Here is a 15,822-nt window from a genome sequence, read left to right on the forward strand (position 1 = left end):
AGTGGGGCGGCGTAACGTCGACGACGTGACCCGACCCACCATGAGAACGGTCGGCGAGCTCCGCACCTCTGGTCACGTCCAGAAGACGGTCCGCGCCGAGATCCGCGACAACCTGCTCACCGCCCTCCGCGAGGGCTCCGATCCCTGGCCCGGCCTGCACGGCTTCGCGACCACCGTCGTCCCCCAGCTCGAACGTGCCCTGATCGCCGGGCACGACGTCGTCCTGCTCGGCGAACGCGGCCAGGGCAAGACCCGGCTGCTGCGCACCCTGCAGGGCCTGCTCGACGAGTGGACGCCGGTCATCGCCGGGTCCGAACTCGGCGAGCACCCCTTCGAACCGATCACCACGGCCAGCATCCGGCGTGCCGAGGAGCTCGGCGACGCGCTGCCCATCGACTGGTGGCACCGCGACGGCCGCTACGTCGAGAAGCTCGCGACCCCGGACACCTCCGTGGCCGACCTCATCGGCGACGTGGACCCGATGAAGGTGGCCGAGGGACGCAGCCTCGGCGACCCGGAGACCATCCACTTCGGGCTGATCCCCCGGGCGCACCGCGGCATCGTCGCGATCAACGAGCTGCCCGACCTCGCCGAGCGCATCCAGGTCGCCATGCTCAACGTGATGGAGGAACGCGACGTGCAGATCCGCGGCTACGTGCTGCGGCTGCCGCTCGACGTCCTGGTCGTGGCGAGCGCGAACCCCGAGGACTACACCAACCGCGGTCGGATCATCACGCCGCTGAAGGACCGCTTCGGCGCCGAGATCCGCACGCACTACCCGATCGAGCTCGAGGACGAGATCGCCGTCATCCGACAAGAGGCCGAGCTCACGGCCGACGTGCCCGACGCGCTCATCGAGATCCTCGCCCGCTTCACCCGGGCCCTCCGGGGATCGAGTGCCGTGGACCAGCGCAGCGGCGTCAGCGCCCGCTTCTCCATCGCCGGCGCCGAGACCGTCTCCGCCGCGGCCGTGCACCGGGCGGCGCGACAGGGCGAGTCGGAGCCGGTCGCCCGGCCCATCGACCTCGAGACCGCCGTCGACGTCCTCGGCGGCAAGATCGAGTTCGAGTCGGGGGAAGAGGACCGAGCCGACGAGGTCCTGGAGCACCTGCTCCGCACCGCCACCGCCGAGACCGTCCGGTCACGGCTCCGCGGACTCGACCTCGCGCAGCTCATCGAGGCCCTCGACGGCGGCACCATGGTGACCACCGGCGAACAGGTGTCGGCTCGCGCGTTCCTCGAGGGGCTGCCGTCCCTCGGCGAGTCCGACCTCTACGACCGCATCTGCGAACGACTCGGCGCCACGAACGACGGCGAGCGGGCCGGCGCGATCGAGCTCGCACTCGAGGGCCTGTTCCTCGCGCGGAAGATCAGCAAGGAGTCCGGCGGGGGCGAAGCCGTCTATGGCTAGTCGGCAGAACCGCCGGCTGTCACGGGACACCCGGTACGGGCAGTACGCCGGTGGTCCCGACCCCCTCGCGCCGCCCGCCGACCTGTCCGAGGCGCTCGACGCCATCGGCCAGGACGTCATGGCCGGGTACTCCCCCGAGCGGGCGATGCGGGAGTTCCTGCGCCGCGGTGGCCGTGACCAGCGCGGGCTCGACGACCTCGCGCGTCGTGTGGCGGAGAAGCGCCGCGAGCTGACGAGCAAGAACAACCTCGACGGCACGCTGCAGCAGGTCAAGCAGCTGCTCGACGAGGCGCTGCTCGCCGAACGTGGCGAGCTGGCGCGCAACGTGGACCTCGAGGACGGCGACCGGGCCCTGGCCGAACTGCAGCTCGACAGCCTGCCGCCGTCGCCAGCGGCCGCCGTGACCGAACTCGCCGGGTACGACTGGACGAGCCCCACGGCCCGCCAGAAGTACGAGGAGATCAAGGACCTGCTCGGTCGGGAGATGCTCGACCAGCGCTTCGCCGGCATGAAGCAAGCGCTCGAGAACGCCGACGACGACGACCGTGCCGACGTCCAGGCGATGATGCAGGACCTCAACCAGCTGCTCGAGGACCACCGCACCGGCACCGACTCACAGGAGCAGTTCGACGAGTTCATGGCGAAGCACGGGGAGTACTTCCCGTCCGACCCGAAGAACGTCGACGAGCTCCTCGACGACCTCGCCGCCCGGGCCGCCGCCGCCCAACGGATGCGCAACTCGATGACGCAGGAGCAGCGCGACGAGCTCGACGCCCTCGCGCAGCAGGCCTTCGGCAGCCCCGACCTGATGGGTGCGCTGTCGCAGCTCGACGGCAACCTCCGTGCGCTCCGCCCCGGCGAGGACTGGGGCGGCTCCGAGCGGATGGACGGCGAGCAGGGACTCGGGCTCGGTGACGGCACCGGCGCGTTCCAGGACATCGCCGACCTCGACGCCCTCGCCGAGCAGCTGGCGCAGTCGGGTCCCGGCTCGGACCTCGACGACCTGGACCTCGAGTCGCTGGCCCGTCAGCTCGGGTCCGAGGCCGCGGTCAACGCCCGCACCCTGCAGCAGCTCGAGAAGGCCCTGCAGCACTCGGGCACCATGCGCCGTGGAGCCGACGGCCAGTACAAGCTGACCCCGAAGGCCATGCGGCAGCTCGGCAAGAGCCTGCTCAAGGACGTCGCCCAGAAGATGTCGGGACGGCAGGGTGCGCGGGACCTCCGCCGGTCCGGGGCCTCGGGCGAACCGTCCGGCGCGACCCGGCAGTGGGCGTTCGGGGACACCGAGCCGTGGGACATCCCCCGCACCATCACGAACGCCGTCACCCGCACGGCGTCGTCCGGCCGCGACGGTGCCGCGGTCCGCCTGACGATCGACGACGTCGAGGTCCAGGAGACCGAGGCCCGCACGCAGGCCGTCGTCGCCCTGCTCGTCGACACCTCGTTCTCGATGGCCATGGAGGACCGCTGGGTCCCGATGAAGCGCACGGCCCTGGCGCTGCACACGCTCATCTCGACCCGGTTCCGCGGCGACGACCTGCAGCTCATCGCCTTCGGTCGCGAAGCCGAGGTGATGGACGTGGAGCAGCTCGTCGGCCTCGACGCCGAGTGGGACAAGGGCACGAACCTGCACCACGCCCTGCTGCTGGCGAACCGGCACTTCCGGAAGCACCCGACCGCGCAGCCGGTGCTGCTCATCGTCACCGACGGCGAGCCGACCTCGCACCTCGAGCCGAACGGGCAGGTGTACTTCAGCTACCCGCCGGACCCGATGACGATCGCGCTGAGCGTCCGCGAGCTCGAGAACGCCCACCGCCTCGGCGCCCAGACGACGTTCTTCCGCCTCGGCGACGACCCGGGGCTCGCCCGGTTCATCGACGGGATGGCACGGCGCGTGGAGGGCACCGTGACCGCCCCGGAGAACGACGACCTCGGCGTGGCCGTGGTCGGTTCGTACCTCGGGTCACGGCGCGGGGGCGCGCTCTTCCGCGACGACGACTGGGGCGGTGGCGGCGCGTTCAGCCGCTTCGGCTGAGCGCGGCGTCCGCGGACGGGAGGCTCGTTGCCAGCTGGCACCGAGCCTCCCGTCCGTCCCCGGCCCACGTGCCGAGACTCGGTCCTGCGGACAGATCGCGCATGTTGCGGCCCGCAGGATGTCCGCCGGGCCGAGACTCGACCCGGCCCGCAGCGCGTCAGAACAGCGGCCAGGGCACCGCCGGGCCGTAGCCGGCCGGTGGTGGGAAGCGGCCGACGGCCGCCAGCGCGGCGCACCGTGCCTCGAGGTTGTCGATCTCGTCCACGGTCAGGTGCTCGGTGAGCTGCTCGCCGAGATCACCGTGCAACGCCGTGGTGACCCGCTCGAGCCCGGCGAGCTCGTCCGCGTCGAGCGGCTCGTCGACCCATCCCCAGAGCACCGTGCGGAGCTTGTGCTCGACGTGGAAGGTGAGTCCGTGGTCGACGCCGTGGCGGTGACCGTCCGGCATCGCCAGGACGTGCCCGCCCTTGCGGTCCGCGTTGTTGACGACGACGTCGAAGACGGCCATGCGGCGGAGTGCCGCGGTGTCCTCGTGGACCAGGGTGACGGGGCGGTCGTGTTCGTCGATGGCCTCGAGCACGGTCTTCATGCCGGACGACTCGGCCTGGTCCGTCGGGACCACGTCGACGGCGTCCTGCTCGGGGTCGACGTCCTGCCAGCGCTGGACCATCCCGAGCCCGAGCGGTCCCGTCCCGAGCCAGGTCGGTGGGACCACGCGCCAGCCGAAGGCCTCGGAGACGAGGAACGCGGAGTACTCACGGCCGGCGAGGGTGCCGTCCGGGAAGTCCCACAGCGGCTTCTCCCCGGCGATCGGCTTGTAGACGACCTCGTGGCCGTCGAGTTCCGCGAGGAACGTGGCGTTCGAGGCCTCGCGGATGCGGGCCGTGAGCGTCATGCCTGAAGGGTCCGGCGCCTCGCTCATGCCTCGCCGGGCAGCCGTCCCGCGGCCACCACTTCGCGCGTCCGTTCGACGAAGGCCCGGGCGGTGCCGACCGGGATCTTCACCTGGAGCAGTTCGGCGGGTTCCGGCATCTCGACGACGGCCTCGATCTCGCCGTCCTCACCGGGTTCCTCGCTGATGATCTCGACCTCGTCCTCGATCGGGTAGGCCTCGATGACGACCTGTGCCGTGGCCGGGTCGAAGCCCAGGCTCAGGGCACCGGCGCGGAACTCGGGCTCGACGGGCTGGTCGAGCGGGTCCACGTCGTGGAGTTCGCGCGGGACGGTGGGCGGGACGCTGAAGCGGTTCTCCTCCACCGTGGCGACCTCGTCGAGGAGCTCGTCGAGCTTCTCGGCCAGGACCGCCGACTGCTCCTTCTCGAGCGCGACGCTCACCACCCGGCGGCCGTCGCGCGCCTGCAGGTAGAAGCTCCGCTCACCGGGGCGCCCGATGGTGCCGACGACGAGACGATCCGGCCAGTCGAATCCGTGGACGATGGTGGGCATACCGGCATTGTAGGAGCGACAGCCTGCGCCCGTTCAGGGTCTGGCAGTACCGGTCTCCGAACGAGACCGTCGTCGCGGCACCATCACGCGTCCGCGACGCCGTCCTCGCGACCTCGTCAGGCGGGTGCGGCGCTGTCGTCGGGCGCCGGGTTCCCTGCTCCGCCGCCGATCGCGGCGTCGCCGGTCGGAGCCGGTGCCTTCGCGAGCCAGGACAGGTCGCCGGACTCGGTGTTCGTCGCGACGACCTCGGGCCGGTGCTCGCCGTAGCGGACGACGGACACCGACGCCGGCCCGACCGTGATGCGCTGGAACAGGTCGAGGTGCATGCCGAGCGCGTCAGCGAGGACCGACTTGATGATGTCGCCGTGGCTCACCGCGACCCAGACCGCGTTCGGGCCGTGCTCGGCCTCGACCTGCGCGTCGAGCCGTCGGATCGCCGCGACTGCTCGCGACTGCATCGTCTGCATCGACTCGCCGCCGGGGAAGACCACCGCGCTCGGGTTCGCCTGCACCACGCGCCACAGCGGTTCCTTTGCCAGGTCGCTGATCTTCCGGTTCTGCCAGTCGCCGTAGTCCGCTTCGATGATGCCTCGCTCCACGAACTGCTGCGGTTCCCCCTGCTGGAACGCGGTGATCGCTCTGGCCGTCTGCCGGCACCGCTCGAGCGGGCTGGACACCACCGCCGCGAGGGGCACGGCACCGATGCGCTCCGCCGTCGTGGCCGCCTGCTGCTTGCCGACCGAGTCGAGCGCGACGCCCGCGGTCCGTCCCGCCAGGAGCCCGGTCGCGTTCGCGGTGGTGCGTCCGTGCCGGACGAGGAGGACGGTGGCCATGCGCACGATCCTATTCACGCGCGGCCGGGTCGGATTCGCTCCACGGGGCCCTCCATGGTCATACTGATCCCGATGGACGCACTGCTCCGGTTGTTCCGCCGGTACCCCTCAGCGGGACGGTTCCTGGTCGTGGGTGGCATCGGCTTCCTGCTCACGATGGTGATCAACTACGGCCTGAAGCTCTTCGTCATCCCGCAGCACCCCGTCACCGCGCTCGTCATCGGCACCGTCGTGGCGACCGTCGTGTCGTACTGGCTCAACAAGAAGTGGTCGTTCGGCGACCGCGGTGGTCGGCACACCGGGCTCGAGATGCTCTACTTCGTGATCGTGAGCGCCATCGGCATCGGGCTGAACTCGGCGCCGCTGTACCTGTCGCGGTACGCCTTCGGCCTCGAGGTCCCCAACGTGAGCCGGGCGACGCAGGAGATCGCGGACTTCGTCAGCGGGCCCGTCATCGGCACCGCGATCGCGATGGTCTTCCGGTACTGGGCGATGAGCCGCTGGGTGTTCGTCCGGCGCGCTGACGTCTGAGCGACTTCGTTCGTTTCCCGTTCTGCGTGGGCCCTTTCCGTCTCGGACACGGCAAGATGGGCACGTGCTGGTCTCCATCGTCTACATGAGTCGCGCTGCCGACGACTTCGGTGACGACGACCTCGCCGAGCTCCTCAAGGGTTCGCGGCTCCGGAACGAGGCCATGGGCATCTCCGGGCTGCTCGTCGCCAAGGGCGGCCGGTTCATGCAGCTGCTCGAAGGTCCGGCGTGGAGCGTCGACGACCGCTTCGCCGCGATCGCACGCGACTCCCGGCACCTGGAGATCACCTCGCTCATCCGCGAGGACATCGAGCGGCGCCGGTTCGACGGCTGGTCGATGGCCTTCCGGGGGCTCGACGACACAGACCTGCACGAGGTCGAGGGCTTCAGCCCGTTCCTCTCCGGTGCGATGGACTTCCCGCGCTCCTTCGACCGCACGAGCGCCGCATGGCTGCTCAAGTGGTTCCGGGACCGCGAACTCCACGACGTCTGACCCGGAGGTCACCGGCGAGCGGTCAGCGCGCCGACCCGCTCCACACCCCGACGTCACCGACGTCCCACCGCGGGGTGTAGGTCGTCGTCGCCGACATCGTGCCGCGCCGCCCGACGCCGCTCTCCCGGTACAGCCACCCGTAGGCGACCGCCTCCGGCTCGACGTCCGACCGGATGAGCGCGCAGTACCGGGCGCTCCCCCGGTCGTCCAGCGCCGCGGTGAGCGCCGCCCGGTCGATGACGCACCCGTCGGGGACCGTCGCGTCGCGGGTCGGCGTGACGTCCTGCGCCCGGCCGTCCTCCCCGTGCCGCCCGGTCCACGCGAACAGGTCCCAGTCGTCCTCCGCGATCGTCGCGCCCGCCGGGATCGCCACGTCGACCACGGCCACGTACGGTTCGCCGTCCGCCGGCGTGTTCGCGTTCGTGATGCCGGCGCGCCCCCACGCGTCCGCCTGCGCCTCGGTCGCGCGGTCCAGCGAGCGGAAGGTCATCGTCACGTCCACGTCGACGTCCCGGCTGATGGTCCCGGTCAACGCCGTCCCCGGCGCCTCGTTCCGCGTCGCCCGGGTGACGAGGACGAACACGGTCAGCCCGACGGCCAGCACGAGGACCACCGCCGCGACCCCGACCAGGCACCCGAGCGGCCCGCGCAGACGGCCCCGGCCGGAGCTGCGCACGGCCCCGGCACGACGACCGGGACGACGCCCAGCCGCCGACGACCCGCTCATGCGAACACCTCGTCGACGACCCGCAGCAGACGTTCCCGGTGCGCCCGGTCGACGACCGCGTGGACGAGCACCCGCCACATCGTCGCCACCACCGGCAGCAGGTCCGCGCGCCCGGAGCGGACGTTCGAGACGAGCTGCACCCCGGTGAAGTACGGCACGACGGTCCCGCCGAGGGCTTCGGGCGTCAGGTCCGTGCTGACCTCACCGCTGGCGACCGCGAGCCGGAACTCGTCGACCACGCCGGCGATCCACTGCTCGTAGAAGCTCGCGGTCTGCCGGGCGAGGACCCCGTGCTCCAGCGAGATCCGGATCCCGGCACGGACGACGACGTCACGCATCAGCAGGTCGGCGATCCCCCGCGACGCCCGCACCAGCGTCCCGATCGGGGAGGGGTCTCCCGTCCCCATCGCCGCGAACGTCCGCGCGTTCTGCTCGTCGATCACCGCGAGGGCCACCGCGTGCTTGGTCGGGAAGGTCCGGTGCAGCGCCCCCTGACTGACGCCCGCGGCCCGCGCGATGCCGGCGATGCTCGCCGTCGCGTAGCCGTCGCGGTCGAACTCCCCGGCCGCCGCCTCGACGATCACGTCACGTCGTCCTGGCCCACCCACGTCACGCACGGGTCAACGCTACCGGCACGGGGCCGCGGGGACCCCGGTGTCCCGTGCCGGTGCGGCTCAGGCCTGGTCGGCGCGGAGGAACTCGGCGACCGGGGTGCTGCCGCTGTTGAACCGGTAGGTGCTGCCGGCAGTGCCGCCGGTCTCGAGCACGTCGGCGATCACGTGTGCGACGTCGCCGCGGGACACCTGCGACGCCTCGCCGTCCCAGTCGACCTCGCCGGTGGGCTCGTCGTCGGTCAGCGTGCTCGGTGCGACGATGGTCCACTCGAGCCCGGAGTCGCGCACGACCGCGTCGGCGACCATCTTGGACTGGGCGTAGGCGAAGAAGTCGTCGTCCTGGGGCACACCGTGGTCGAGCACGGAGCCGGACCACGACACCATGACGTACCGCTCGACGCCCGCGCGGGCGGCTGCCTGCACCGACAGCACGGCGGCGTCGCGGTCGATCGCCCAGGTGCGGTCCACGGATCCCCCACCGGCACCGGCGGACCACACGACGGCGTCCTGTCCGCGGACCAGGTCCTCGAACCCGGCGATCGTCTGCTCCTGGATGTCGGCGACCTCCGGATCGCCCCCGTGGGCGCGGACCTCGTCGGCCTGCTCGGCCTTCCGGATGACGGACGTGACGTGGTGCCCCCGGTCGCTGAGGATGCGCGTCGCGAGGAGTGCGACCTTGCCGTGGCCGCCGAAGATGATGATGTCGCTCATGGCCTCGACGCTACGCGGGGCTCCTCGGCAGCAGATGACCGCTCGACCCCTCGGGAGCGTCGGACAGACATCGAGCGCGTCACCGTGTCGAACCCGAATCGACACGGCAACGCACTCAGCGCGTGTCCCCGTGTCGAACCCGAATCGACACGGCAACACACTCGCAGACGCCGGTACCAACGGCATCCGCGGACACGGCCGACCAAGGTCGTCGTGGGCTGCTGCGGCCGGTCACCCGGCCACTCGAAGAGCAAACCAGGTCGGGGGTGTCGAACAGAACCCCCCGAACGGGAACGCGCGTTCTCTGGCTAGTCCGTTCGTTTCGTGTCCACGATGAAGGGCCGCTCGGGACTGGGCGTGTTGCGTCGTGGGCATGAAGTACCTCGTCTACGGCAACGACCGCGTCCTGACCGGCGACTCGATCGCCGACGCGGTGCTCGACTACTCGGTCGTGCTCGCACAGCACAGCACGACCGACCTCGTCGACGTCCCGACGGCCGATGCCCACGGCGCCGCCGCCAGTGTCGGGCTCCTGCTCGGCCCGGCGATCGCGGTGATGAGCGAACCCGCTCCCGACGACGAACTCGAGCCCGAGGACACCGACTTCGTCGCCGAGATCACGCGACGGATCAACCGCTTCGAGCGACACCGGGACTCGACACGGCACCCGGACGGCTTCGACGGGCTGGCCGCTGAGCTCGAGGCGGTGCTCGACCCGTCCCTCGACGTCCTCGACGCGATGGACCGCGTGATCGACACCTGCGTCCGGTGCACGTCCGCGACCGAGGCCGGCATCGTCCTGGCCGACCGGACCGGCACCCTGCACGTCATCGCGTCCACCAGCGAGCGGTCGACGGACGCTGAGGAGGCCCAGCTCGGCACGAACGAGGGGTCCTGCATGGAGTGCTACCGCACCGGGGAAACGATCGACGTGCCGGACGTCAGGACCCGCGCGGCCGACTGGCCCGCGTTCGTCGAGACGATGCGCGAGCGCGGCATGGTCGGCACCTTCGCCGAACCGATCCGGCTCCGTCGCACCACCATCGGGTCGCTCTGCGTCTTCGCCACGCACGACCAGGGGCACGACGACCGCGACGTCGTGCTCCTGCAGCTCCTCGCCGACGCCGCCTCTGCCGCGCTCGTGCGCCAGCGCGACCAGGGGCGCATGCAGACCCTCGACGAACAGGTCCAGGACGCCCTCGACGCGCGCGTCACCGTCGAACAGGCCAAGGGCGCGCTCGCCCATCGTCAGGGCGTCGGGATCGACGAGGCGTTCCAGGCCCTCCGGAGTGGCGCGCGCGGTGCCGGTCGTGGGCTCCGGGAACTCGCCGAGGACGTCATCCACCGGGGCGAACGCCTCGACGGCGTCAGCTGATCCCGGTTCCGCTCGGCGCGGCAGCCGGCACGCTGGCGGAGGGTGTGGGATTCGAACCCACGAGACATCTCTGCCCACCTGTTTTCAAGACAGGCTCCATCGGCCGCTCGGACAACCCTCCCCGACCGATCCCGCCCTCAGACGTGACCGAGTCCTGGCAAGTCTAGCCGAGCCTCCAGACCGGGCGCCGCAACGCGACAACCCCCCGACCGCGAGGTCGAGGGGTTGCCGGTGGCGCCTGCCGGGTCAGGTCAGTCCTGGGACTGACGGCTCTCCGTCTGTCGGCGGCGTCGAGCTGCGAGCAGCAGGACGAAGCCGAGGAGGACCACGACGATCGCGACGGGGACGCCGATCATGACGACGCTCGTGCCGGTGAACGCGAGCTCCTGGGGAGCCGGCTCGGCGACGAACTTCTTCGTGATCTGCTTCGAGAAGACCCAGATGGGCTTCTGCACCGAGGCGGTCCGCACGGAGACGCGGTCGGCGGACGCCGTGGTCGCCGTGGTCGCCGCGGACGCCGCGGACGCCGTGGTCGCCGTGTAGCGAGCCTTCGCCGTGGCGGTGAAGGTCAGGCTCCCCGATGCCGCGTCGGCGTCGGTGACGGTGTACTTCGTCTCGCAGTCGACGACCTGGCCGGGCTCGAGCGCCTGCGTCTCGCAGGAGACTGCGTCGCCGAGCTGCTGCTCGACCTCGGCGTGGTCGAGCGTCCGGTTGCCGGTGTTCGCGATCTGGAACCTGCCGGTCACGACGTCGCCCGGGCGCAGCGCACTGGTCGAACCGGAGGCCGTGTACCCACCCTCGATGTCCACGCCGGCCGAGGACGCCAACGAGACGGTGCGGTGGTCGCCCGACGAGACCGTTCCGCCCGAGGGGCTGGTCCCCGAGGCGTTGAGGTCGAAGCCGACCGAGCCGCGGTCGATGTCCTGCTGAGTGAGGACGTAGGACGCGAACTCGACTGGGACGTCGGTACCCGGTGCGACGGTGCCGACCGTGGCCGGTTCACCGAGATCCGTTCCGACAGCGACCTCGCCGAGCGTCACGTTGCCGCTGTTGCGGACGGTCGCGGACAGCGCGACCTCGTCACCGGCACGCGGTGCTCCATCGTGCTCGGCCTCCTCGAGATGGGCGGAGAGGACGGACTCGACGAGTGCCCGCTGCTCGAGCACGACGTCGGCTGACTCCTGCGCGGACGCACGCTGGCCCTTGGGACCGACGGCATCGGACTGGAGCGGGAAGCTGATCGCCCCCGCGTCGATGTCGGCCTGCGTGAGCGTGTAGGCAGTGATCGCGAGGTCCACGGTCTCGTCCGGCGCGAGGCCGTCCGTGGGGATCTCGACGGTGGCGGCCCTGCCGGGCAGCACCGCGGTCAGGTCGCCGAGCGTGACGTTGCCGGTGTTGCGGAGGCTGCCCGTCAGGGTGATCGTGTCGCCGGCCTCCGGGAGACCTGACTCGTCCAGCACGGCGCCGAACGCAGCCGACATCCCGGCGCGCTGTTCGATGGTGATCGTGCTCTCCGCCGCCGCGTCGACGTGCTGGCCCTTCGGACCCGTGGCGATCGTCTGCATGGGCACGGTGATGACACCCGCGTCGACGTCTGCCTGGGTCAGCGTGTGGTCAGCGATGGTGACCGTCGCGCTCTTCCCGGGAGCGAGTGCACCGGTCGGGACGCCCACCTCCATGTCGAAACCGGGCAGCTCGACGGTCAGGTCGTGCAGCGTCACGTTGCCGGTGTTCTCCACGGACCCCTCGAAGGAGACGGACTCGCCGGCCTTCGGGATGCCGGTGCCCTTCAGCGTGCCGGTCAGGACGGCCTCGGCCGACGGGGCCTGTGCGACGGTCGCCTGGGTCGTGGTCGCCCGGACCTCGACCTCGACGCCCTTCGGCGCAGAACTGGTCGCGGTGGCGGCGAAGGCGACCGAGCCGTGGTCGACGTCGGCCTGGGTCACCTCGTGCGAGCCCTCGACCGTGCAGTCCACGGACTTCCCGGGGGCGATCGTCGCCGGGCACTCGACGGTCATGCCGCTCGTGCCCGCGATCGTGATCTCGGTGTCCTTCAGGGTGACGTTGCCCGTGTTCGACGCGGTGACGCCGAGGGAGATCGCGTCGCCCACGCCCGGGTCGGCCTTCGCCTTGACGACCGGTGCGAGGGAGAGCCCGGCACCGGCGGCCTGCTCGAGGTCGATGATCGTGCCGGCTTCACTGTTCGCGACCTGGTCCTTGGGACCAGCAGCGGCGCCGCGCATCGTGAAGGACACGGAGCCTGCGTCGATGTCGTCCTGCGTGAGCGTGTAGGAGCCGACCGTCACGGGGACGACGGCGCTCGGGGCGACCGACCCCTCGGGCACCTGGACCGAGATGTCGTCGCGGTCCACGATGGACGCGGCGAGCTCGTCGAGCGTGACGTTGCCGGTGTTGGTGAGTTCACCCGTGAGCGCCACGGTGTCGCCGGCCTTCGGGGTGCTGGACGAGTCGAGCGTCGCACCGAACTTCGCGGACATCGCCGTGTGCTGCTCGAGCTCGATCGTGCTCTCGGTGTCGCTCGCGACCTGCTGGTCCTTCGGGCCGACCGCGGTGGCGTGCAGCGGGACCGTGATGGTGCCCGCGTCGACGTCCGCCTGCGTCAGCGTGTGGTCCGCGATCGTGACGGTGGCCTTCGCACCAGGAGCCAGTGCTCCCGACGGGACCTCGACCTGCATGTCGAAGCCAGGCAGTGCGGCCGTCAGGTCGTGCACGGTCACGTTGCCCGAGTTCTCGACGGTCCCCTCGAACGAGACCGTGTCACCTGCCTTCGGCGCGCCCTTGCCGGACAGCTTGCCGGAGAGCGTCGACTTGACGGCCGGAGCCTGCGCGACGGTCGCCTGGGTCGTCGTGGCGGTCGCGGTGACCTCCTGGGCCTTCGGGCCGACCGAGGTCGCCGTCGCGCTGAAGGCGATGGAACCGTGGTCCACGTCCGCCTGCGTCACGGTGTACGAACCCGTGACGTCGCACTCGATGCTGGCGCCGGGCTTGATGGCACCCGCCGGGCACTCGACCGTCATGCCGGTGTCGCCGGCGATCACGATCTCGGTGTCCTTCAGGGTGACGTTGCCCCGGTTCGACACGGTGACGCCGAGCGACACCTTCCCGCCGACACCCGGGTCCACCTTCGTCTTCACGACCGGAGCGACGGCCAGGCCGGATTCGGCGACCTGCTCCGTCGTCGACACCTTCGAGGTGCCGACACCGGCGACCGGGACGTCGAGACGGGACAGCGCTGCGACCTCGACCCGGTCGTCGATGGAACCGGCGTCGACGTCGTCCTGCGTCACGGTGCGTGCGGTGGTGGAGCAGTCCGTGCTCGCACCGACGGCGAGTTCGGCCACGTCACAGGAGCCGTCGCCGTCGAGGTCGACGTCGTGCAGCGCCACGTTGCCGGCGTTGGTGACCCGGTAGCGGAAGGCGACCTGCTCACCGAGGTCCGCGATCGCGTCGCCGTTGCCGCCTGTGAGGACAGGGCTGCCGCTGACGGTCAGGGAGTTGCGCTCCGCAGCGAACTCGACCGAGGACGTCCCGGCGAGGTCGAGCCCCTCGTGCGCGGTGACGGAGCCCGTGTCGACGGTGTAGTTCCCCGGCGTCGTCGTGGTGACGTCGATGGACACCGTGCAGTCCTCGGCGCCCTCGGCGAGGTCGCCCTTCACCGTGACGGAGGTCGCGCCTGCCGCTGCGGCCACGTCCGGCGCCGCACACGTGGTCGCGGTGTTCGGCTTCGCCGCGACGGACAGCCCCTTCGGGAGGTCCGCCGCGAACGACCAGCCGGGCTTCTGCCCGTGCTCGGTGGTGTTCAGCACACGGTAGGTCAGACGCGCGGTGTCGCCGACGATCGGCGTGCCGGCGAAGCTCTGCGTGAGGGTCGGCGTCGAGTCGAGGATCGACACGCGGTCGACCGCGCCGTCGTTGCCGTTGGAGGTCGGCTGCTGGTTGCGCATCTGCCAACGAACGGTGTCACCGGAGAACAGGAGACCGCCCTTGGACACGAACTGCCCGGCCTTCACCGGGATCGTCCCGACGGTGAACGAATCTGCCCCGCGATCCGTACACGGGTTGATGGGCGTGTCAGCGACCTTGTGCTCGACCGTGCCGTCGATCAACGAGAAGTCGAGCAGCGGCGGAGCAGCGGTGGAGATCGAGCAGCTCGCGGCTGCGGCGCTGACGCCGAAGGAGATGAAACGACCGCGCTCGCTGACGGAGTACGGCTGCACTGATTCGAGCTGCACGCTGCCCATGGTCGGGTCGAGCGAGGTCGTGTACGCGCTGACGATGTGGTTCGTCGCAGCATCGGTTCCGGTGACCTGCCCGAGCGCGTTGGCGAGGGCCTTCAGCTGCTGGGACGGGCCAGTCGGACAGCCGGGCATGTCGGTGCTCGTGAAGCTGAGCACGACACCGTTGCACTGCGAGGCGCTGACCCAGAACGGATCTGCTGTGTAGGTCCGGCCTCCCGTCCCCGTGTAGTCGCTGATGAGCTTGGGAGTGGTGCCCATGCCGTTCTCGAAGTCCTCGACCAGCAGGAGTTCGGGGTCACGCGCAGTCACGTCAGCGGCGTTCGCCGAGGGGTCGCGCACCGCTTCGACGGTGTCAGGTACGGAGGGGACGGTCGCGGCGGAGACCGCGACGGTGCCGAGCAGCGCGGTCGTCAGACCGAGCGCGCCGCTCGCCAGGAGGATGCCCTTGCGTCGAGCGCCAGGGGGTGCCGAGTGTTTCATGTCGTCACTTTCGGTGGGGTGGTGCGGGAGTCAGGTGGTGGAGCCGGGAGGCCCGGTGCGGGTGAGCGGGCCTGCTGCGGTGGGCAGTGGGCCCGCTCAAGGCCAGGGGGGTGGGGAGCCCGGCGGATGCCGGGCTCCCCACCCGGAGGGGTCAGGCCTGGTCCGTGGCCTTGCGACGCTTGGCGATGAACAGCAGCGCACCACCGAGCAGGACCAGCAGACCGGCGAGTGGAGCGACGACCGGCAACACGTCGGAACCGGTGAACGCGAGTTCACCCTTCCCGCCGTTGGCGTTGCCGTTCGCGGTGCCGGAGGCCGTGCCGGACGCGTTGGACGAGGCATCCGACGACGACGCGGACTGCGCCGCAGCGCTGGCGTTCGCGTTCTTCGCAGCAGAAGCCTGCGCGTTCGTCGAGGACGAGTTGTCCGCGTTCGATGCAGCCTTCGCAGCGACGCTCGCCGCGGCGTTCTTGTTCGACGACGCCGTCTGCGACGCATCCGCGGACGCGGTCGTGACCATGTTGCCCGCGGTCTTCGCCGCGGCCTGTGCCGTCACGTCCGAGGCAGCCGACGCCTGCGAGGTGGCGTCGTCGTTCGCCGCCGCCTTCGCAGCAGCCTTCGCCGCCGGGTCGTTGTTCCCGTCCGCCTGCACCGACGCGCCAGCCGAGGCCGAGGCGTTGGTGTTCGGGTTCGGGTTCGCGTTGGACGACGACTCCGGGTTGCCGTTCGCGTTCGGACTCGAGCTGGAGGACGAGTTCGGCGTCCCGTTCACATCAGCGCCAGCATCCTGCGACGCGTTCTTCGACGCATCCGCAGTCGCCGCGGACTTCGATGACGCCTCCGTGTTCGAGGTGCCCTCGACCGACGCGCCAGCGTTGGTGTCCGTGGAGTTGTCCGCCTCAGCAGC

14 protein-coding genes and 1 tRNA gene are annotated in these 15,822 nt (G+C 70.9%); 6 read left to right on the forward strand and 9 right to left on the reverse strand.

The genetic code is table 11. The features are described from left to right. Window positions 1–40: 40 nt before the first annotated feature. Window positions 41–1,411, forward strand: coding sequence for an ATP-binding protein (locus BIU98_RS06840; protein ID WP_071273810.1), 1,371 nt, complete (start codon window positions 41–43; stop codon window positions 1,409–1,411). Continuing rightward, window positions 1,404–3,446, forward strand: a complete 2,043-nt coding sequence (locus BIU98_RS06845; protein WP_071273768.1) for a VWA domain-containing protein — start codon at window positions 1,404–1,406, stop codon at window positions 3,444–3,446. Before BIU98_RS06840 ends, BIU98_RS06845 begins: the two co-directional genes overlap by 8 nt. Window positions 3,447–3,603: 157 nt before the next feature. Here the strand turns inward: BIU98_RS06845 and BIU98_RS06850 are convergent, their stop codons facing one another. The 3 genes from BIU98_RS06850 to BIU98_RS06860 form a co-directional block, all read right to left on the reverse strand. Continuing rightward, window positions 3,604–4,368 carry an SCO1664 family protein gene (locus BIU98_RS06850; RefSeq protein WP_071273771.1) on the reverse strand — a complete coding sequence of 255 codons (765 nt, stop codon included), beginning with the start codon at window positions 4,366–4,368 and terminating at the stop codon, window positions 3,604–3,606. Continuing rightward, window positions 4,365–4,892, reverse strand: coding sequence for a DUF3090 domain-containing protein (locus BIU98_RS06855; protein ID WP_071273774.1), 528 nt, complete (start codon window positions 4,890–4,892; stop codon window positions 4,365–4,367). The genes BIU98_RS06850 and BIU98_RS06855 overlap by 4 nt, the downstream gene beginning before the upstream one ends. A 116-nt stretch (window positions 4,893–5,008) precedes the next feature. After that, a complete protein-coding gene (locus BIU98_RS06860) occupies window positions 5,009–5,725 on the reverse strand; it encodes a histidine phosphatase family protein (RefSeq protein ID WP_071273777.1) in 717 nt (238 codons plus the stop codon). Between the two features lie 54 nt (window positions 5,726–5,779). Between BIU98_RS06860 and BIU98_RS06865 the strand changes: the two genes are divergently transcribed. Further along, window positions 5,780–6,256, forward strand: a complete 477-nt coding sequence (locus BIU98_RS06865; RefSeq protein WP_083393045.1) for a GtrA family protein — start codon at window positions 5,780–5,782, stop codon at window positions 6,254–6,256. A 64-nt stretch (window positions 6,257–6,320) separates the two neighbouring features. Further along, complete coding sequence (locus tag BIU98_RS06870) at window positions 6,321–6,749, forward strand: BLUF domain-containing protein (protein ID WP_083393046.1); 429 nt, start codon at window positions 6,321–6,323, stop codon at window positions 6,747–6,749. Between the two features lie 22 nt (window positions 6,750–6,771). Here the strand turns inward: BIU98_RS06870 and BIU98_RS06875 are convergent, their stop codons facing one another. Genes BIU98_RS06875 through BIU98_RS06885 form a run of 3 tightly spaced genes read right to left on the reverse strand, consistent with a single transcriptional unit; the run spans window position 6,772 to window position 8,801 of the window. After that, window positions 6,772–7,476: a hypothetical protein gene (locus BIU98_RS06875; protein ID WP_071273783.1), complete on the reverse strand. Its 705-nt coding sequence runs from the start codon at window positions 7,474–7,476 to the stop codon at window positions 6,772–6,774. After that, the gene (locus tag BIU98_RS06880) at window positions 7,473–8,093 is read right to left on the reverse strand and encodes a TetR/AcrR family transcriptional regulator (protein ID WP_071273786.1); all 621 of its coding nucleotides are present in this window, start codon (window positions 8,091–8,093) and stop codon (window positions 7,473–7,475) included. The genes BIU98_RS06875 and BIU98_RS06880 overlap by 4 nt, the downstream gene beginning before the upstream one ends. A 57-nt stretch (window positions 8,094–8,150) precedes the next feature. Further along, window positions 8,151–8,801: an SDR family oxidoreductase gene (locus BIU98_RS06885; protein ID WP_071273789.1), complete on the reverse strand. Its 651-nt coding sequence runs from the start codon at window positions 8,799–8,801 to the stop codon at window positions 8,151–8,153. A 373-nt stretch (window positions 8,802–9,174) separates the two neighbouring features. On the opposite strand from BIU98_RS06885, the gene BIU98_RS06890 reads away from it, so the two are divergent. Beyond that, window positions 9,175–10,176: a GAF and ANTAR domain-containing protein gene (locus BIU98_RS06890; protein WP_139200604.1), complete on the forward strand. Its 1,002-nt coding sequence runs from the start codon at window positions 9,175–9,177 to the stop codon at window positions 10,174–10,176. 33 nt (window positions 10,177–10,209) lie between these two features. Here BIU98_RS06890 and BIU98_RS06895 read toward each other — a convergent pair. The 3 genes from BIU98_RS06895 to BIU98_RS19325 all read right to left on the reverse strand — a co-directional run bounded on the left by BIU98_RS06895 (window position 10,210) and on the right by BIU98_RS19325 (window position 15,165). Next, a tRNA-Ser gene (locus BIU98_RS06895) sits at window positions 10,210–10,297 on the reverse strand. Between the two features lie 130 nt (window positions 10,298–10,427). Further along, window positions 10,428–14,915, reverse strand: coding sequence for a hypothetical protein (locus BIU98_RS06900; RefSeq protein WP_071273795.1), 4,488 nt, complete (start codon window positions 14,913–14,915; stop codon window positions 10,428–10,430). A gap of 151 nt (window positions 14,916–15,066) precedes the next feature. Next, window positions 15,067–15,165, reverse strand: coding sequence for an LPXTG cell wall anchor domain-containing protein (locus BIU98_RS19325; protein WP_175481305.1), 99 nt, complete (start codon window positions 15,163–15,165; stop codon window positions 15,067–15,069). 37 nt (window positions 15,166–15,202) lie between these two features. Here BIU98_RS19325 and BIU98_RS19330 point away from each other — a divergent pair. Further along, on the forward strand, window positions 15,203–15,822 hold a 620-nt coding region (locus BIU98_RS19330; protein WP_175481306.1), incomplete at its 3' end, for a hypothetical protein.

The sequence above is a fragment of the Curtobacterium sp. MMLR14_010 genome, assembly GCF_001865015.1.
GTDB lineage: Bacteria > Actinomycetota > Actinomycetes > Actinomycetales > Microbacteriaceae > Curtobacterium.